This window comes from Streptomyces sp. NPDC001852 (assembly GCF_042891825.1).
GTDB lineage: Bacteria > Actinomycetota > Actinomycetes > Streptomycetales > Streptomycetaceae > Streptomyces.
In genome coordinates, this window is the sequence record NZ_JBIATN010000003.1 from 375,422 (window position 1) to 392,356 (window position 16,935).

Consider the following 16,935-nt stretch of genomic DNA (forward strand, 5'->3'; position numbering starts at 1 on the left):
ACCCACGGGACAAAGGAGAGCCGTCATGGCATTGCGGTTCGGTGCCGACGTCTGCACCGCGAAGACCGACTACGGCACCGTCCTCCTCGACCAGCGCTCCGGCGAGTACTGGGAGCTGAACCCCACCGCGACCCTGGTGGTCGACACGCTCATGGCGGGTGGTGACGAAGCGGCCGCGACGGAGGCGGTGACGGAGGCGTTCGACGTCGACCCCGACCGCGCACGGGCCGACGTCGACGCCCTGGTGAAGCAGCTGCGCGCCGGCGGTCTCGCCGAATGACCACACCCAGTGCCCTGGAGCGGCCGTACGGGGTTCCCCTCGGCCGCCGGCTCGCCGCCCGCGCGATCCTCGTACCGGCGGTCGTCCTCTCACTGCTGCCGCCGCGCCGTATCCGCGCGGTCCTCGGCCTGCTGCGTCGCGGCGGCGCCCCGGCGACCGGGGCACAGGCCCTGCGCGCCCGCGACGCCGTGTGCGCGGTGAGCCTGCGCTGCGCCGGGCCCAAGGGCTGCCTGCCCCGCTCCCTCGGGGCCGCCCTGCTGTGCCGGCTCGGCGGCACCTGGCCGACCTGGTGCACCGGCGTCCGCGTCGTACCGCCGTTCACCGCACACGCCTGGATCGAGGCGGAGGGCCGGCCGGTCGGCGAGGACGCGCCCGACGGCTACTTCGCCCGTCTGATGGCCGTCGGCCCGGTACGGCGATGACGACGGCGACGACCGCCGGTGAGCAGGACGCCCGCGGCGAGGAGGACACGGACCGGTCCACGCGGGCCGCGGTCCTCGCCGTGTACCGGCTCACCGCCCGCCACCGCGGCGCGATCGCCCTGGCCACCACGCTGACCCTCGTGGCGTCCGCGCTGGGGCTCGCCCAGCCGTTGCTGGCCAAGCGGGTGGTGGACGCGAGCGGCGGACAGCAGCCCCTCTGGCCGCCGCTGCTGCTGCTCACCGCCCTGTTCGCCGCCGAGGCCGCCACCGGCTCCGCCGGCCGGTTCCTGCTGGAGCGGACCGGCGAAGGCGTCGTACGGCAGCTGCGCCACACCCTGGTGGGGCGGCTGCTGCGGCTGGAGATGCGGGAGTTCGACCGGCAGCGCGGCGGCGACCTGATCGCGCGGGTGACCGCCGACACCACCCTGCTGCGCGAGGTGGTCGCCCAGGCGCTGGTGGACCTGGTCACCGGGGCGATGGTCGCCGGCGGCGCGCTGGCGCTGATGGCGTGGCTCGACCCGTTGCTGCTGCTGCTCGTCACGGCGACCGTGGCGATCTCGGCGGCCGTGGTCGCCCTGCTGCTCCAGGGCATCCGCGCCGCTTCGGAGCGCCTGCAGTCGTCCGTCGGCGCCGTCGCGGCCGACCTCGAACGCGCCCTGGGCGCCCTGCCCATGGTCCGGGTGTACCGGGCCGAGCGGCGTGAGGCGGCCCGCATCGGCGCCCGCGTCGACGAGGCCTGCGCCGCCGGAGTGCGGACCGCGAAGTACGCCGCCGTCATGAGCTCGGCCGTCGAACTCGCCGTCCAGGGCTCCTTCCTCCTGGTCCTGGTCGTCGGAGGCCTGCGCGCACACGGCCACGGGCAGTCCCTCGGCGACCTGGTGGCGTTCCTGCTGTACGCCTCCTATCTCGTCGTCCCGCTGTCCTCGGTGTTCCGCGCGGCCGGTCTGATCCAGCGCGGCATGGGCGCCCACCTGCGGATCGAGCAGACCCTGAACCTGCCCGTCGAGCCCACCGGCCCCGCGGGCCCGCCCGTCCGGCCGGCACCTCCGCACGTACCGGCCCTCGAAGTGGAGGACGTCCACTTCGCCTACCGGCCCGGGCGGCCGGTGCTGCGCGGGGTCTCCTTCACGGTGCCGCAGCGCCGGCAGGTCGCCCTGGTCGGGCTCTCCGGGGCGGGCAAGAGCACCGTGTTCGCGTTGATCGCACGGTTCTACGAGCCCGACGCGGGCCGGCTCCGCTTCCACGGGCGCCCCGCCGTGGAACTCGGCCGCGACGCCGGGCGGGCCGGACTCGCGATCGTGGACCAGAACAGCCATGTGGTACGCGGCACCCTCCACGACAACGTCGTCTACGGCCGCCCGGACGCCTCGGAGGAGGAGGTACGCCGGGCCCTGAAGCTGGCCCGCCTGGAGGAGGTGGCCGAGCGGCTGCCCGGCGGCGTGCACGGCACCGTCGGGGAACACGGCGCCACCCTGTCGGGCGGCGAGCGCCAGCGCGTCGCCCTGGCCCGCGCCCTGCTCACCCGCCCGGCGCTGCTGCTCCTCGACGAACCCACCTCCCACCTCGACGCCCTCAACGAGGCCGCGCTCACCGCGGCTCTGAAGGACATCACCGAAGAGTGCGCGGTCCTCGTCATCGCACACCGGCTCTCCACCGTTCAGCACGCGGACCGGATCGTCGTCCTGGACGAGGGCCGGGTCACCGCCTGCGGCCGTCACGAGGAACTGCTCACGGCCAGTTCGGTGTACCGGCGGCTGGCGGCGGCGCAGACGGTCCGGCCCGCGAGTGCGGCCGGGAACAATTCATTGGCCCGTCCCTGAGGGTCTGCTCTAAAATCTCCGCTCTTGCCCGCCTCCCTTCATGGAGAGCCGCCGCCCGGACGGAAACCGGGCGGCCCCGTCATGCCCCAGTCATGAACGAGCAGATCCGGAGGCACCCCCTTGTCCGCGCCCGCCCACGAACCGCTGAACGACCCGCTCGCCGACCCCCTCGCCCGAGAGCGCTCCCACCTCGCCGCCTCCCGTGCCGCGCTGCGCGCCATGCGCGAGGACGTGGAGTCGCTGGACATCCGGGACGTCACCGCGAACTGGGTCAACGCCGAAGTGCTCTCCCGCCAGATCGACGAGCGGATCAGGGCACTGGCCGACCTCAGCGACACCCCGCTGTTCTTCGGCCGGCTGGACTTCCTGCACGCCCCGGGCGCGGATCGGGCCGAGGGCGCGGAAGGGGAGCAGTTCTACATCGGGCGGCGGCACGTGCACGACGCGGACGGCGACCCCATGGTCATCGACTGGCGTGCCCCGGTCTCGCAGCCGTTCTACCGGGCCTCCAAGAAGGACCCGATGGACGTCGGGCTGCGCCGCCGCTTCGGCTACACCGGCGGCGACCTGACCGCGTACGAGGACGAGCACCTCTCCGACCCGGCGGAGTCGGCGAGCACCAGCAAGCTGCTCCAGCAGGAGATCGAGCGGCCGCGTGTCGGTCCCATGCGGGACATCGTCGCCACCATCCAGCCGGAGCAGGACGAGATCGTCCGCAGCGGGCTGGGCGGCACCGTGTGCGTGCAGGGAGGCCCCGGCACCGGGAAGACGGCCGTCGGCCTGCACCGGGTCGCCTACCTCCTGTACGCCCACCGGGAGCGTCTCGCCCGCACCGGCACCCTCGTCATCGGGCCGAACAGGTCCTTCCTGCACTACATCGAGCAAGTGCTCCCCGCCCTGGGTGAGTTGACCGTGCAGCAGGCCACCGTGGACGACCTGGTCGCCCACGTCGAGGTGCGCGGCACGGACGACGCGGCCGCCGCCGTGGTCAAGGGCGACGCCCGGATGGCCGGGGTGCTGCGCCGGGCCCTGTACTCGCACGTGACCATGCCGGCGGAGGCGGTCGTGGTGGTGCGCGGCTCGCGGCGCTGGCGGGTGCCGTCGTACGAACTGGAGGAGATCGTCCGGGAGTTGCTGGAGCGGGACATCCGTTACGGCGCCGCCCGTGAGGCCCTGCCGCAGCGGATCGCGCACGCGGTGCTGGTGCAGATGGAGCGCTCGGGCGAGGCGCCGGACGACCGGGTGCAGGACGCGGTGGCCCGCAACAGCGCGGTGAAGGCGGCCGTGAAGGAGATCTGGCCGGCCGTGGATCCGGCGAAGCTCGTCCTGCGCCTGCTGACGGACGCGGACTTCCTCGCCGAGCACGCCGCGGGTGTGCTGGACGAGGACGAGCAGAAGACGATCCTGTGGGCCAGGCCGGTGCGCAGCGTGAAGTCGGCCAAGTGGTCGGCGGCGGACGCGGTGCTGATCGACGAGGCGGCGGACCTGATCCAGCGCACGCACTCGCTCGGCCACGTGGTCCTGGACGAGGCACAGGACCTGTCCCCCATGCAGTACCGGGCCGTGGGCCGCCGCTGCACCACGGGCAGCGCGACGGTGCTGGGCGACCTGGCCCAGGGCACGACTCCCTGGGCGACCCGCAGCTGGGACGAGGCGCTGGCCCATCTCGGCAAGCGCGAGGGGGTCGTCGAGGAGCTGACGGCCGGTTTCCGCGTCCCCACGGACGTCATCACCTACGCCTCCCGTCTCCTCCCGCACATCGCCCCCGGCCTCACCCCGGTGGCCTCCGTCCGTGAGAACCCCGGCTTCTTCGAGGTCCGTACGGTCGCGGAGGCACCGGAAGTCGTCGCGGCCTGCGCGGAGTTGCTGCGCAACGAGGGCTCCACCGGCCTGATCGCCGCCGATGCCCGCGTACCGGCCCTGGCCGAGGCCCTGACGGCGGCGGGCCTGCCCTACCTCGCCCCCGGCGAGGAGACCACCCAGGAGACCCGCCTCACCCTGGTCCCGGCGTCCCTCGCCAAGGGTCTGGAGTACGACTACGTGGTCCTGGACGAGCCGCGGGCGGTGGTGGACGGCGAGCCGGACGAACGCACCGGCCTGCGCCGCCTGTACGTGGCGCTCACGCGTGCGGTGTCGGGCCTGATCGTCACGCACTCGGCCCCGGTACCGGACCAGTTGGCGTGACGGCCTAGGGTGCTCTGCGGTTCCGTCACGTCCCCAGGGAAAGGCCTCCGTTGAGCACTCCACCGTCCCCGTACCCCGCGTACCAGCAGAACCCCGGGCCGTACCAGCAGACTCCCGCGGGCTACCAGCAGGCACCGGCGGGCTACCCGCAGGCTCCCGCGGGCTACCAGCAGGCGCCGGGGTCGTACCAGCAGGCGCCGGGGTCGTACCAGCAGGCGCCGGGGTCGTACCAGCAGGCCCCGGCGGGCTACCCGCAGGCCCCCGGGTCGTACCAGCAGGCTCCCGCGGGCCACCCGCAGCCCTCCGGGCCGTACGAGCAGGCCCCGTACGCGCAGGCGCCGGGCGGGTACGGGCAGCCCTCGTACCCGCAGGCCCCCGGCGGCTACGGACAGGCCGGGTACCAGCCGGCCCCCGGCGCCCACCCGAACGCTCAGGGCGCCGGGTGCGACGTGTGCGGCGCGGCTCCCACGGCGGAGGTGACGGTCCGCGGCCACCAGGGCATGGTGGTGATCATGCGGCAGCTGCACCGGCGCGGCGTCTTCTGCCGCACCTGCGCGCTCGCCGTCTTCCGGAAGATGCAGTCGGACACCATGGCGCAGGGCTGGTGGGGTCCGATGTCGATGCTCATCACGCCCGTCGTCCTGCTGATCAACCTCTTCACCCTGGCCAAGATCCGCAAGCTCCCCGAGCCGGTCGCCGCCCCGCGCCCCGGACTGGACCCGGGCCGCCCGGTGCTCGCACGGCCGATGGGAATCGTGGGCATGTTCCCCCTCACCGGATTCGCGCTGTTCGTGCTGGTGGTGCTCGTCGGGATGGCGGCCGGATAGCGGCACCGGCGGGGTCCGCGCCCCGAGAGGGGCGGCGCTACTCCCCGTCCAGCACCCTCCGCCACTGGGCCACGGCTCCCTCGGAGACCGGCCCGGTCCACCCGGCGGTGCGCGCCGCGCCGCCGATGTGGAAGGCGTCGATGCCGGCGTCCCGCAGCGCCCGCACATGCTCCAGCCGCAGCCCTCCGCCCACCAGGAGCGTCTGGCCGTACCCCGGCTCGCCCCGCCGCCCGGCCTCCGCGACCAGTGTCGGCACCCCCTCGTCCACCCCGCCGGCGGCGCCCGCGGTGAGGTAGGTGTCGAGGCCGGGGAGGTCGGCGAGCTGCTTGCGCAGGGCGTCGCGGTCGGCGGCGCGGTCGATCGCCCGGTGGAACGTCCACGCGCAGCCGTCCAGCACGCCGAGCACCCGCTCGACGGCGGCCATGTCCACCCCTCCGTCCACGCCGAGGAAGCCGAGGACGAACTGGTCGGCCCCGGCCTCGCGCAGCTCGCCGGCCGTCCGGACCAGACGGTCCACGTCTCCGGCGGCGAACCCGTCCGCGAGGCGGAGCATCACGCGCAGATCGATGTCGACGGCGGCCCGGATCCCGGCGACGGTGGCGGGCGCGGGGCTGAGCCCGTCGGCCGCCATGTCGGTGACCAGCTCCAGGCGGTCCGCGCCTCCGGCCTGGGCGGCGACCGCGTCCTCGACGTCGAGCGCGATCACCTCCAGGACTGCACGCTTGCTCATGGCACCCCATTCGTCCGTCGTCCCGTACAGGTCTAGTCCAATTCCAAGAGTACGCCTGCACGAGGGCGCCCCCCACCCCGACGGCACGCGGCACGCGGCACGCGGGCGCGGCGCGGAAGAATGGGGCCATGGCCGACCTCGATGCCCTGCGCCTCCGTTTCGCCCGTGCGCTGGAAGCAGCCCGTGCCCCCGGTGGCGGCCCCGATCCCGGGCCGTACGCCGACAACCTGCTCGCCCGCTGGCAGGAGCCGCAGCGCCGGTACCACACCGTGGCCCACCTCACAGCGGTCCTCGACCGCATCGACGTACTGGAGAAGCACGCCGCCGACCCGGACGTCGTCCGCCTGGCCGCCTGGTTCCACGACGCCGTCTACCTCCCGGAGCGGTCCGAGAACGAGGAGCGCTCGGCCCGGCTCGCCGAACGCGCGCTCCCCGAGGCCGGGGTCCCGCAGGAGACGACGGCCGAGGTGGCCCGGCTGGTGCGGCTCACCGTCACGCACGACCCGGCCGACGACGACCGCGACGGCCAGGTGCTGTGCGACGCCGACCTCGCGATCCTGGCGGCGCCCCCGTCGGCGTACGCGGCCTACACCGCCGAGGTGCGCGAGGAGTACCACTTCGTGCCGAACGATGCCTTCCGCGAGGGCCGTTCGGCGGTTCTGCGCCAACTCCTGGAACTCCCCCGGCTGTTCAGGACCCCGTACGGCCAGGAGCACTGGGAGTCCACCGCCCGCTACAACCTCGCCTCCGAGCTGGAAATGCTGTCGACCTGAGGGGGCGGCCGCCCTAGGGTTCGCCTCATGCGACCGATCAACGGGGATGACGTGACCGAGGCCGTGGCGGGCTGTACGGCGACGCTGCGGGCGGCGGTGGACCGGCACTGGCGGGCCGTACGGGCCGGGCGGGTGGAGTGGGACTGCCACACCACCGCCGTCCATGTGGCCGACGACCTGATCGCCTACGCGGCCAACCTGGCCGGACGGGCGCAGGACGCCTACGTCCCCTTCGAGCTCACCCTCGACGAGGGCACCGACAACGCGGGCCTGCTGCACGTCATCGAGACGACCGGCGCGCTGCTGGCCGCCGCCGTCCGCACCGCCCCGCCCGGCGCCCGCGGCTTCCACCCCTACCCGTTCCGCAGCGCCGACGCCGAGGGCTTCGCGGCGATGGGCATCGCCGAAGTGCTGCTGCACACGCACGACATGGCCGAAGGGCTGGGCATCGCCTACGCGCCGCCGGCCGAGCTCGTCACCTCCCTCCTGGCCTGCCTCTTCCCGCACGTCCAGCCCGGCCCCGCCCCCTGGCCGACCCTGCTGTGGGCCACCGGTCGCGGCGAGCTGCCCGGCCGCGCCCCGGTCACCGAGTGGCGCTGGAACAACAACCTCGTCATCCCGGCCGAGCGCGTCACCCTGACCGGCCTGCGCCCGGCCGCCGCCAAGGACCTGCGCCTGGGCGGGGACGGCGGCTTCGAGTGGATCGCCTCAGGGCCGTACGAGGGCACGCGGGACGCGGCGGGGATGCTGCTGAAGGCCTACGAAGCGGGGGTGCACCGGCCGGAGTTCGGGGTCTTCGCCCTCGTCCGGCAGGAGGACGGCCGTGCGATCGGCGGCATCGGCTTCCACGGCGTCCCGGACGAGGACGGCCGGGTGGAGATCGGCTACGACCTGGTCGAGGGCGCCCGTGGTCAGGGGTACGCCACCGAGGCCCTGTGCGCGCTCGCGGACTGGGCGCTGGCCCGCGACGACGTCGGCTCCCTGTTCGCAACGGTCGAACGGGGCAACACCGCCTCGCAGGCGGTGGTCACCCGGGCCGGGTTCACTCGGGTCAGCGACGAGGGCGCCGAGTTCGCCTACGAACTGCGCCGCTGAACAAGCCCCTTGCGCCGGCGCAGTCCCGAGGCGTGCAGCAGCCGCACCACCTCGCGGCTGCTGACCTCCACCGCGCCGGCGGCCACCGCGTCCGCGTACCGGTGCGACGGGAGGTCGTAGTGGTCGCGCTCGAAGGCGCGCCTCGGGACGCCCAACCGCTCGGCGAACGCGTGGAGTTCGTCGTAGGAGACATCGCTGACCACGTGCGACCACATGCGGCCGTGCCCGGGCCAGGCGGGCGGGTCGATGTACAGCGTCACGACGAGGCCAGTCCGCCCGTGGCCGAACCCAGCGAGCCCAGCGCCGCGACCTTCACGCCCGCCTTGTGGCACACCCAGTGCGGGTCGGGGCCCAGTTCGGGCTCCACGTCCAGCGCGTGCGGGTCGCCGGAGCCGCACACCGGGCACAGCGGCCAGCGGCCGTACCGGTCCAGCAGCGCGTCCTGTACGTCCTGTGCGACCAGCCCGGCGACATAGGACGCGCCGTCCGGCCACTGCTCGATCCACCAGCGGCGCTCCGCGACGGAGTCCTCGACCAGCGAGACCACGTCCGCCTCCGCCACCTCGCCCGCGATCAGATCGGCGAGCACGAGGGCGCGCGCGGCATGCAGGGCCTGCTCAAGGGGACTGATGGGCTCCATGGAACCCATTGTGCGCACTCTTGACCCCGGCGCCGAACCGAAAATATCTTTCATATGTGACCCAGGACGTGAAGGAAATTTTCGGCAGCCCTGGCGGTTCCCTCGCCGCCAAGGTGCGCACCCTCGGCCCCTCCATGACCCGCTCCATGCAGCGCGTCGCGGAGGCCGTCGCGAGCGACCCGGCCGGCTGCGCCGCCCTCACGGTCACCGGCCTCGCCGAGCTCACCGGCACCAGCGAGGCCACGGTCGTCCGCACCGCCCGGCTCCTCGGCTACCCGGGCTACCGGGACCTGCGCCTGGCCCTGGCGGGCCTGGCCGCACAGCAGCAGTCCGGCCGGGCGCCCGCGATCACGACCGACATCGCGGTGGACGACCCCATCGCCGACGTCGTCACCAAGCTGGCCTACGAGGAGCAGCAGACCCTCGCCGACACGGCCGCCGGACTCGACACCGTCCAGCTCGGCGCGGCCGTCGGCGCGTTGGCCGCCGCCCGCCGCACCGACGTGTACGGCATCGGGGCGTCCGGGCTCGTCGCCCAGGACCTCACCCAGAAACTGCTCCGCATAGGCCTCATAGCCCACGCCCACAGCGATCCGCACCTCGCCGTGACCAACGCGGTGCAGCTCCGTTCGGGTGACGTGGCGATCGCCATCACCCACTCCGGCTCGACGGGGGACGTCATCGAGCCGCTGCGGGTCGCCTTCGAGCACGGGGCCACGACCGTGGCCATCACCGGCCGGCCCGACTCGCCGGTCACCCAGTACGCCGACCACGTACTGACCACGTCCACCTCACGGGAGAGCGAGCTGCGACCGGCCGCCATGTCCTCGCGGACGAGTCAACTGCTCGTGGTGGACTGCTTGTTCGTGGGAGTGGCCCAGCGGACATACGCGACGGCGGCGCCCGCGCTGGCCGCGTCGTACGAGGCGCTGGCCCATCGGCATCGGAGTTCTTCGAGATAGACCGCAGGGAATCGCACGCCCCCGCACTGGAGAGAGCCGCCCCCCATGACCTCGCACGACCTGCGCCGGCAGTTGGCTTCCCTGACCACCGAAGCCTTCCGCCCCGAGCTCGCCGGCATCGACCGCCTTCCCACCCTCGACATCGCCCGCCTGATGAACGGCGAGGACGCCGCCGTACCCACCGCCGTGGCGGCTCAGTTGCCCCGGATCGCCGCCGCCATCGACGCCGTCGCCGAGCGCATGGCTCGCGGCGGACGGCTCGTCTACGCCGGCGCCGGCACCGCGGGCCGGCTCGGCGTCCTGGACGCCTCCGAGTGCCCGCCCACCTTCAACACCGACCCCGCGCAGGTCGTCGGCCTGATCGCGGGCGGCCCGCAGGCGATGGTGACCTCCGTCGAGGGCGCCGAGGACTCCGGGGAGCTGGCCCGCCGCGACCTGGACGCGCTGGGGCTCACCGCCGATGACACCGTCGTCGGCATCTCCGCCTCCGGCCGCACCCCCTACGCGATCGGCGCCGTCGAGCACGCCCGTGCGGTCGGCGCGCTGACCGTCGGCCTGGCCTGCAACGAGCACAGCGCGCTCGCGGCCGCCGCCGAGCACGGCATCGAGGTGGTCGTGGGCCCCGAGCTGATCACGGGCTCCACACGCCTGAAGGCGGGAACGGCCCAGAAGCTGGTCCTGAACATGCTGTCGACCATCACGATGATCCGCCTCGGCAAGACCTACGGGAACCTGATGGTCGACGTCCGGGCCTCCAACGACAAGCTGCGGGCCCGCTCCCGCCGGATCGTCTCCCTCGCCACCGGCGCCTCCGACGAGGAGATCGAGAAGGCCCTCACCGAGTCCGGCGGCGAGGTGAAGAACGCGATCCTCGCCCTCCTCGCCGGTGTCGACGGCCCGACGGCCGCCCGCCTTCTGGAGGAGTCCGGCGGCCATCTGCGTGCCGCGCTGGCGCACGCGGAGGGCTGACCCGCACGCTCGGGACGTGCACAACGACCCCGCCTCCACCGCCACCGCCGTCCTCCACCGGGTCGGCGGCCCGGCCAACGTCGTCTCCGTGGCCCACTGCATGACCCGCCTCCGGCTGACCCTCGCCGATCCGGCGGCCGTGGACGAGGAGGGGCTGCGGGCCCTGCCCGGTGTGCTGGGGGTGGTGTCCGACGGGCCCACCCGGCAGGTCGTGCTCGGGCCCGGAGTGGTCGACGAGGTCACGGCGGAGGTGGAGGCACGGGTCGCCGCCGCCGGCCGGCCCGAGCCCGCCGCCACCCGGCCGGGGGAACGGACGACGCCGGTCAGGACCGCCGTGCGCCGGGTCGCGAACGTCTTCGTCCCGCTGATCCCCGCCCTGATCGGCTGCGGCATCCTGTCCGGCGTCAACGGCCTGCTGCTGAACACCGGTCTGCTGCCGGCCCTGACCCCGGCCCTCTCCGCCATCGCCGCCGCCTTCCTGGCACTGATCGCGGTGTTCGTCGGCCACAACACGGCGAAGGAGTTCGGCGGCACGCCCGTGCTGGGCGGCGCGGTCGCGGCCGTGGTCGTGTATCCGGGCGTCGCGAAGGTGACGGCGTTCGGCACCCACCTCGCCCCCGGTCAGGGCGGGGTGCTCGGGGCGCTCGCTGCGGCGCTGCTGGCGACCCGCGTGGAGAAGTGGGTCCGGGGCAGGGTGCCGGACGCGCTGGACGTCCTCCTCACCCCCACGGTCACCGTCCTCGTCTCCGGCCTGGTGACGCTGTACGGCCTGATGTACACGGCCGGCGCGGTGGCGACGGCGGTCGGCACCGCGGCGAACTGGCTGCTGGCCACCGCCGGCGCGGCCGCCGGACTGCTCCTCGGCGGCCTCTTCCTCCCCCTGGTCATGCTGGGCCTGCACCAGGCGCTCATCCCCGTCCACACCACCCTCATCGAGCAACAGGGCTACACCGTCCTGCTCCCCCTGCTGGCCATGGCGGGCGCCGGCCAGGTGGGCGCGGCGCTGGCGGTCTACGTCCGCCTGCGCCACGACGCGTCCCTGCCCACGCTCTCCCTGCGTACGACGATCCGCTCGGCCCTTCCGGCGGGCCTGCTGGGCGTGGGCGAGCCGCTGATCTACGGGGTGTCGCTGCCGCTGGGCCGCCCGTTCCTGACCGCGTGCGCGGGCGGGGCGGCGGGCGGGGCGTTCGTCGGCTTCTTCGCGATGCTCGGCACGAAGGTGGGCGCGACGGCGATCGGGCCCTCGGGCTGGGCCCTGTTCCCACTGCTCACCGGGAACAGGGGGGCGGGGGCGGCGGTGGCGGTCTACGGCGGTGGGCTCCTCACCGGCTACCTGGTGGGCTTCCTGGCGACCTATGTCTTCGGCTTCCCGCGCCGCCCCCGAGTGGGCGCACCCGCGTGACGTACCGCACCGGCCGGTCGTTCCCCCGGGCATGATGAAGAAGCTCCTGGTCACCGCCGTTCTCACGGCCTCCGCCGCGGCCCTCGCCGCCCCCGCCCACGCCGACGACCGCAGCTCCGACGCCGGGGCCGTCAGGTGTGCCGAGAACCTCGCCACACTGCCCGCGCTCGTTCCCGTCGTCCCCCTCTCACCGCTGTCACTCGCGGCCGGCGCCCTCGCCGCCGCCCCCGCGTGCGGGGCGCAGGGCGTTCTCGAGCGGGTCAACGGCTGACGACCGGGCCCGCCCGCCGGGCCCTCAGTGGCCCGCCGGATCGCCAGGGGCGCGCCAGACCAGGGTGTACCGCCAGAAGAGCCGCCGCCGCAGCCGGGCGCCGGGGAGCAGATGCCGCGCCTCCCGGGTGATGTCGGCGAAGGTCATCTTCGGTTCGCGGGTGGGCGCGGTCATGGACACGGGCCGGTGCGCCGCGGCCCTCCCGCGGTTCTTCACCCACCCGGTCAGCACGTTCAGCGGGAGGGAGACCAGCCCCAGCATCCGCTCGACGGCCGTCTCGTCCCGCGCGCAGCCCACGACCACCAGCGTGCCGCCGGGCGCCAGCTCCTGCCGGAGCCGGGTGAGGGTCGCGGCGAAGGGCAGGTGGTGCAGCACGGCGACGCAGGTGATGACGTCGTACGGGCCGGGCGGAAGACCCTCCGGGGCGGCGGCGAGGGTGTAGGTGACGGGGGCGTCCGGGTCCGTCAGCTGCTGTGCCTTCACCAGGATCCCGGGGTCGGCGTCGACCCCGACGACCCGGTCCGCACGCCGGGCCAGCAGCCGGACCAGATCGCCGCTCCCGCACCCGACGTCCAGGGCCGTGCGCGGGCGGCGGGGCAACTGCCGCAGCAGCCACGGGTGATGGTGCGCGTTGTGGTCCCAGGGGTGGGCGGCGTTGAAACGGTGAAGGGCCTCGACCAGCCGGCTCGGCAGCATGGCCAGACCCTACGACCGCTCTCGTACCCTTGGGGAGCATGAACCACGTCCAGCTCGCCGCCCTGGGAAGGGCCCTTCGGCTGCTCGGGGAGCACGGGGAGGCCCTGACCGCCGACACCCCGGACGCCCGGCTGCACGAGGTCAAGGCCGATCTGCGCCGGGCGCTCGACCTCGTGGAGGAGAGCGCCGGGGGCAGCGCCCCCAGCACCCGGTGTCCCGAGCATCCGCAGGGCCCCGTCGACGAGAGCGCACCCGATCTGTGTCTGCTCTGCGAGACCCGGCGCCGGGCCGCCCGTCGGTCGGAGTTCCAGGGCAGGCCCGCTCCCGCCGAGCCGGTGGCCACCGCGCCCTCCCGTTACGGGGTCCGGGCCGACCGGCCCCAGCCCCAGCAGCGGTGGCTGCCGGAGGCGTGGAACGGGCAGGAGTGGCAGCTGTGCGGAACACCGAGGAGGGACCGGCGGGAGGCCGAGGCGTATCTCGCCGCCCAGCGGCGGTCGTCGCGGCCCGCGATGGCCTACCGGCTCGTGCACGAGTTCACCGACTACGAGGTGCTGCGGGTGTGGGGCACCCCGGTGCACGTCGACATCGAGCCGATGGGCAATCTCTAGGTCCTGTCAGCCCAGCAGGGGCAGCGGCGCGAAGTCGTACCCCTCCCATATGCGTCTGCTCCGCTCCTCCGGGTACGGCGCCACCGTCGGCTCCGCGTCCAGGACCTGCACCGGGCGGGAGGCGGGGTCGTAGGCCGGCCAGCCGGGGTCGCCGGTGCGGGCGAACGACGTCCAGGCAGCCCTCATGAACGTGGTGAGCCGCTCCGCCTCCGGTGTGGGCCGGCCGCCGGGGAAGAGGAGAGCGCCGAGGTCCGCGCCGTACGTGCCGAAGAGCAGCGGGACGTCCAGGGCGTGGCAGGCGCCCAGCGGGCCGTCGCTGTCGGGGCCCGGCCAGGTCAGTTCGTAGACGTGGGCGCGGCCGCCGCCCCTGTGCTGGGCCTCCGCGAGGCGCAGGGTCGGTATCGCGAACAGCCAGTCGGTCTGGACGCGTTCGAAGAGCCGGGTGGGGGAAGCGTCCGGGAAGGCCGCGCGGTAGGCCGCCTCGCCCCTCTCGCCGCCCGGTGCGTACCGGCGCAGGGTCGCCGTCGCCAGGTCGTCCGTGACCTTGCCGTCCAGGCCCGCCATGACCAGGAACAGGCGGTACTCGTCGCGGTTGTGGCCGACCAGAAGGTCCACCTCCCGCGCCGCGCCCGAGGCCAGCGCCGCCCAGGGGGTCGTCGGCAGCACGTCGCCGTCGACCACCGGGGCGAAGGGGACGGTCGTCGGGGCCGCCTGGCCCCAGCGGTCGGTGTACTGGAGCATCGTGGTGCCCAGCGCCGCGCCCGCCTCGGTGAGGCGGTGCGGGGCGACCGTGGACAGGTCGGCCGCCGTGGGGCTGCGGCCCGCCTCCGCGGCCAGTGCCGCCGCCATGTCGCGGGCCAGGTCGGCGGAGAAGAACGTGCCGGGCACGCTCTGGGCCACCGCACGCCGGAACAGGCCCCGCGCTCTGGGCATCGCCAGCAGGGAGGCGATCGAACCCGCGCCCGCCGACTCGCCGAACACCGTCACCCGGTCCGGGTCGCCGCCGAACGCGGTGATGTTCTGCTGGACCCATTCCAGGGCCGCGACCTGGTCCAGCAGGCCCCGGTTGGCCGGTGCGCCCGCCCAGAGGGCGAAACCCTCCATGCCCACGCGGTAGTTGAAGGTGACGAGCACCGCGTCGCCGGCGCGGGCGATGTGCTGGGGGTCGTAGCCCGGCTGCCCGCCGTGGCCCAGTTTGAAGGCGCCGCCGTAGATCCACACCATCACCGGGCGGGCGGCGGACGGGTCCGCGTCGGGCGTCCAGACGTTGACCGTGAGCCAGCCGTTGTCCTGCGGGGCGGGGAGCCGGGCCGTGCGGCCCAGGAAGCCGGGCTCCTGCGGGGGCGGCGGGCCGAACGCGTACGCCTCGCGGACGCCGTCCCAGGGGCGCGGCGGGCGCGGGGCCTGGAAGCGGTTGGCTCCGACGGGGGGTTCGGCGAAGGGGATACCCCGGAACACCGACAGACCCTGCTCGGCGCGGCCGCGCACCGCGCCGGAGGCGGTGCGCGCCACGGGACCGGACTCGCTCTTCGTCATCGCTCGCTCCCCTGACTTCGATCTCACTGATCGTCAGGGGAACGTGCGGGGACGATCACAAGTGCCCGAAGAGGGCTGTCAGCTGAGCGTCTTCAGCGAAGCCGCGTCGTACGGCTTCAGCTCGTCGAAACGGTCGGCGAGCACCTTGGCCGCCCACTCCGGGTCCTGGAGCAGCGCGCGGCCGACGGCGACCATGTCGAACTCGTCGGCCTCCAGGCGGTCGAGGAGGTTGTCGATGCCCTGGACCGGGGAGCCCTCGCCCTTGAAGGCGTTCACGAAGTCGCCGTCGAGGCCGACCGAACCGACGGTGATGACCTGCTTGCCGGTGAGCTTCTTCGTCCAGCCGGCCAGGTTCAGGTCCGAGCCGTCGAACTCCGGCAGCCAGTAGCGGCGGGTGGAGGCGTGGAAGACGTCGACGCCGGCCGCCGCCAGCGGGGTGAGGATCGCCTCCAGCTCCTCGGGGGTCTCGGCGAGGCGGGCCGTGTAGTCCTGCTGCTTCCACTGCGAGTAGCGGAAGATGACCGGGAACTCGGGGGACACCGCCGCGCGGACCGCCGCCACGATCTCCGCGGAGAACTTCGTGCGGGCCACCGGGTCGCCGCCGTAGGCGTCGGTGCGGCGGTTGGTGCCCTCCCACAGGAACTGGTCGAGGAGGTAGCCGTGGGCGCCGTGCAGTTCCACGCCGTCGAAGCCGATGCGCTCGGCGTCCGCGGCGGCCTGGGCGAACGCGGCGACGACGTCGTCCAGGTCCTTCTGGGTCATGGCCCTGCCGGTGGGCTCGGCGCCCGCCGTGACCAGGCCGGAGGGGCCGACGGCGGGGGCGTCCGGGTAGGGCGCGTCGCCCTGGTTGCGGACCATGCCGATGTGCCACAGCTGCGGGACGATCGTGCCCCCGGCCGCGTGCACGTCCTCGGCGACCTTCGCCCAGCCCGCGAGCTGCTCCTCCCCGTGGAACCTCGGCACCCGGTCGCTCTGGCCCGCCGACTCGTGGCCCACGTAGGTGCCCTCGGTGACGATGAGGCCGACCCCGGCGGCGGCACGGCGGGCGTAGTACGAGCGCACGTCCTCGCCGGGAATGCCGCCCGGGGAGAACATGCGGGTCATCGGCGCCATCACGATCCGGTTCGGGACGGTGAGACCGTTGAGCGCGATCGGTCGGGACAGGATCTGGGCCGCGCGGGAGGCGGGCGTCGTGACGGTCACGTGGGGGCTCCTCGTGAGGGACGGAGTTAACCGGTCGGTATGTGAATACGCATTGTTGCAACTCCTTAAGTAATCGCCTATGGGCTGCCCCACATTCCGCCTCCGGAAAAGCCGTTACGTGATGCCGCTCACACTCTCCCGGTTCAGCCGCCGCACCCGCTCCCGCAGCACCTCGTCCGGCGCCGCCGGCTCGGCCGACTCCGGCGGACAGTCCCACTCCCGCCCGCCACCGATGGGCCGCAGCTGCACATAGCCGCCCACGCGGCCCATCACCTCGCCGAGCCGCCCGCTGCGCGTGTCGACGGCGTACTCGCACGTACGGTTCAGAGCCGCGCGCAGCCGCTCGACGGCTTCCCCGGCCGTCCGGGCGGGCCTGTCGTCGGCGTTCGTTTCCTTCACTTCCATTGCGCCATTTCCTCCACGCTGAGTGTTCCCTTTCACCACACAGCGTGGTCGTCGGCGGCCTAACCTGGCCAGATACGGCGTCCCAACAACGTTGTTCGTAGGACGAGGAGTT

At 73.9% G+C, this 16,935-nt stretch carries 19 protein-coding genes; 12 read left to right on the forward strand and 7 right to left on the reverse strand.

What is annotated here, in order from left to right:
* Window positions 1-25 precede the first annotated feature (25 nt).
* The 5 genes from ACFYZB_RS07055 to ACFYZB_RS07075 all read left to right on the forward strand — a co-directional run bounded on the left by ACFYZB_RS07055 (window position 26) and on the right by ACFYZB_RS07075 (window position 5,533).
* Window positions 26-280 (forward strand): lasso peptide biosynthesis PqqD family chaperone, encoded by a 255-nt coding sequence (locus tag ACFYZB_RS07055; RefSeq protein ID WP_351214070.1) that lies wholly within the window; start codon window positions 26-28, stop codon window positions 278-280.
* A complete protein-coding gene (locus ACFYZB_RS07060; RefSeq protein ID WP_388755273.1) occupies window positions 277-702 on the forward strand; it encodes a lasso peptide biosynthesis B2 protein in 426 nt (141 codons plus the stop codon). Before ACFYZB_RS07055 ends, ACFYZB_RS07060 begins: the two co-directional genes overlap by 4 nt.
* Complete coding sequence (locus ACFYZB_RS07065; RefSeq protein ID WP_388755276.1) at window positions 699-2,522, forward strand: ABC transporter ATP-binding protein; 1,824 nt, start codon at window positions 699-701, stop codon at window positions 2,520-2,522. The genes ACFYZB_RS07060 and ACFYZB_RS07065 overlap by 4 nt, the downstream gene beginning before the upstream one ends.
* Window positions 2,523-2,642: 120 nt before the next feature.
* A complete protein-coding gene (locus ACFYZB_RS07070; protein ID WP_388755279.1) occupies window positions 2,643-4,706 on the forward strand; it encodes a HelD family protein in 2,064 nt (687 codons plus the stop codon).
* A gap of 50 nt (window positions 4,707-4,756) precedes the next feature.
* A complete protein-coding gene (locus ACFYZB_RS07075) occupies window positions 4,757-5,533 on the forward strand; it encodes a hypothetical protein (RefSeq protein ID WP_388755282.1) in 777 nt (258 codons plus the stop codon).
* 37 nt (window positions 5,534-5,570) lie between these two features.
* On the opposite strand, the gene ACFYZB_RS07080 is transcribed toward ACFYZB_RS07075, so the two are convergent.
* Window positions 5,571-6,263 carry a copper homeostasis protein CutC gene (locus ACFYZB_RS07080; RefSeq protein ID WP_388755285.1) on the reverse strand — a complete coding sequence of 231 codons (693 nt, stop codon included), beginning with the start codon at window positions 6,261-6,263 and terminating at the stop codon, window positions 5,571-5,573.
* A gap of 128 nt (window positions 6,264-6,391) precedes the next feature.
* Here ACFYZB_RS07080 and ACFYZB_RS07085 point away from each other — a divergent pair, with 128 nt between their 5' ends.
* Both ACFYZB_RS07085 and ACFYZB_RS07090 read left to right on the forward strand, forming a co-directional pair.
* Entirely contained in the window at window positions 6,392-7,036 is a 645-nt protein-coding gene (locus tag ACFYZB_RS07085) for a hypothetical protein (RefSeq protein ID WP_388755288.1), read from the forward strand.
* A gap of 27 nt (window positions 7,037-7,063) precedes the next feature.
* Window positions 7,064-8,131: a GNAT family N-acetyltransferase gene (locus ACFYZB_RS07090; protein WP_388755291.1), complete on the forward strand. Its 1,068-nt coding sequence runs from the start codon at window positions 7,064-7,066 to the stop codon at window positions 8,129-8,131.
* Here the strand turns inward: ACFYZB_RS07090 and ACFYZB_RS07095 are convergent.
* Entirely contained in the window at window positions 8,113-8,391 is a 279-nt protein-coding gene (locus ACFYZB_RS07095) for a DUF4031 domain-containing protein (RefSeq protein ID WP_388755293.1), read from the reverse strand. The two genes, ACFYZB_RS07090 and ACFYZB_RS07095, sit on opposite strands and share 19 nt — an antisense overlap.
* Window positions 8,388-8,771, reverse strand: a complete 384-nt coding sequence (locus ACFYZB_RS07100; RefSeq protein ID WP_351214088.1) for a hypothetical protein — start codon at window positions 8,769-8,771, stop codon at window positions 8,388-8,390. The genes ACFYZB_RS07095 and ACFYZB_RS07100 overlap by 4 nt, the downstream gene beginning before the upstream one ends.
* A gap of 56 nt (window positions 8,772-8,827) precedes the next feature.
* On the opposite strand from ACFYZB_RS07100, the gene ACFYZB_RS07105 reads away from it, so the two are divergent.
* From ACFYZB_RS07105 to ACFYZB_RS07120, 4 genes are read left to right on the forward strand one after another with little or no spacing between them, the layout of a single operon-like run.
* The gene (locus ACFYZB_RS07105) at window positions 8,828-9,733 is read left to right on the forward strand and encodes a MurR/RpiR family transcriptional regulator (RefSeq protein WP_388755296.1); all 906 of its coding nucleotides are present in this window, start codon (window positions 8,828-8,830) and stop codon (window positions 9,731-9,733) included.
* A 45-nt stretch (window positions 9,734-9,778) separates the two neighbouring features.
* Window positions 9,779-10,702 carry an N-acetylmuramic acid 6-phosphate etherase gene (gene murQ / locus ACFYZB_RS07110; protein ID WP_388755299.1) on the forward strand — a complete coding sequence of 308 codons (924 nt, stop codon included), beginning with the start codon at window positions 9,779-9,781 and terminating at the stop codon, window positions 10,700-10,702.
* A gap of 16 nt (window positions 10,703-10,718) precedes the next feature.
* Complete coding sequence (locus ACFYZB_RS07115; protein WP_388755302.1) at window positions 10,719-12,104, forward strand: PTS transporter subunit EIIC; 1,386 nt, start codon at window positions 10,719-10,721, stop codon at window positions 12,102-12,104.
* Between the two features lie 31 nt (window positions 12,105-12,135).
* A complete protein-coding gene (locus ACFYZB_RS07120) occupies window positions 12,136-12,375 on the forward strand; it encodes a hypothetical protein (protein WP_351214096.1) in 240 nt (79 codons plus the stop codon).
* A 24-nt stretch (window positions 12,376-12,399) separates the two neighbouring features.
* Here ACFYZB_RS07120 and ACFYZB_RS07125 read toward each other — a convergent pair whose 3' ends face one another.
* Entirely contained in the window at window positions 12,400-13,071 is a 672-nt protein-coding gene (locus ACFYZB_RS07125; RefSeq protein ID WP_388755305.1) for a class I SAM-dependent methyltransferase, read from the reverse strand.
* Window positions 13,072-13,109: 38 nt separating this feature from the next.
* Here ACFYZB_RS07125 and ACFYZB_RS07130 point away from each other — a divergent pair, with 38 nt between their 5' ends.
* Window positions 13,110-13,679, forward strand: a complete 570-nt coding sequence (locus ACFYZB_RS07130) for a hypothetical protein (RefSeq protein ID WP_351214098.1) — start codon at window positions 13,110-13,112, stop codon at window positions 13,677-13,679.
* Window positions 13,680-13,685: 6 nt separating this feature from the next.
* Here ACFYZB_RS07130 and ACFYZB_RS07135 read toward each other — a convergent pair whose 3' ends face one another.
* From ACFYZB_RS07135 to ACFYZB_RS07145, 3 genes are all read right to left on the reverse strand, one after another.
* Window positions 13,686-15,215 carry a carboxylesterase/lipase family protein gene (locus ACFYZB_RS07135; protein WP_388755309.1) on the reverse strand — a complete coding sequence of 510 codons (1,530 nt, stop codon included), beginning with the start codon at window positions 15,213-15,215 and terminating at the stop codon, window positions 13,686-13,688.
* A gap of 78 nt (window positions 15,216-15,293) precedes the next feature.
* Window positions 15,294-16,418: an NADH:flavin oxidoreductase gene (locus tag ACFYZB_RS07140; protein ID WP_388755311.1), complete on the reverse strand. Its 1,125-nt coding sequence runs from the start codon at window positions 16,416-16,418 to the stop codon at window positions 15,294-15,296.
* A 114-nt stretch (window positions 16,419-16,532) separates the two neighbouring features.
* Window positions 16,533-16,823 (reverse strand): hypothetical protein, encoded by a 291-nt coding sequence (locus ACFYZB_RS07145; protein WP_388755314.1) that lies wholly within the window; start codon window positions 16,821-16,823, stop codon window positions 16,533-16,535.
* Window positions 16,824-16,935: the final 112 nt, after the last annotated feature.

Coding starts and splice junctions, on each gene's coding strand:
- ACFYZB_RS07055 (WP_351214070.1), top strand. CDS start 26: ATGGCATTGCGGTTCGGTGCCGACGTCTGCACCGCGAAGACCGACTAC.
- ACFYZB_RS07060 (WP_388755273.1), top strand. CDS start 277: ATGACCACACCCAGTGCCCTGGAGCGGCCGTACGGGGTTCCCCTCGGC.
- ACFYZB_RS07065 (WP_388755276.1), top strand. CDS start 699: ATGACGACGGCGACGACCGCCGGTGAGCAGGACGCCCGCGGCGAGGAG.
- ACFYZB_RS07080 (WP_388755285.1), bottom strand. CDS start 6,263: ATGAGCAAGCGTGCAGTCCTGGAGGTGATCGCGCTCGACGTCGAGGAC.
- ACFYZB_RS07085 (WP_388755288.1), top strand. CDS start 6,392: ATGGCCGACCTCGATGCCCTGCGCCTCCGTTTCGCCCGTGCGCTGGAA.
- ACFYZB_RS07090 (WP_388755291.1), top strand. CDS start 7,064: ATGCGACCGATCAACGGGGATGACGTGACCGAGGCCGTGGCGGGCTGT.
- ACFYZB_RS07100 (WP_351214088.1), bottom strand. CDS start 8,771: ATGGAGCCCATCAGTCCCCTTGAGCAGGCCCTGCATGCCGCGCGCGCC.
- murQ (WP_388755299.1), top strand. CDS start 9,779: ATGACCTCGCACGACCTGCGCCGGCAGTTGGCTTCCCTGACCACCGAA.
- ACFYZB_RS07120 (WP_351214096.1), top strand. CDS start 12,136: ATGATGAAGAAGCTCCTGGTCACCGCCGTTCTCACGGCCTCCGCCGCG.
- ACFYZB_RS07125 (WP_388755305.1), bottom strand. CDS start 13,071: ATGCTGCCGAGCCGGCTGGTCGAGGCCCTTCACCGTTTCAACGCCGCC.
- ACFYZB_RS07130 (WP_351214098.1), top strand. CDS start 13,110: ATGAACCACGTCCAGCTCGCCGCCCTGGGAAGGGCCCTTCGGCTGCTC.
- ACFYZB_RS07135 (WP_388755309.1), bottom strand. CDS start 15,215: ATGACGAAGAGCGAGTCCGGTCCCGTGGCGCGCACCGCCTCCGGCGCG.
- ACFYZB_RS07145 (WP_388755314.1), bottom strand. CDS start 16,823: ATGGAAGTGAAGGAAACGAACGCCGACGACAGGCCCGCCCGGACGGCC.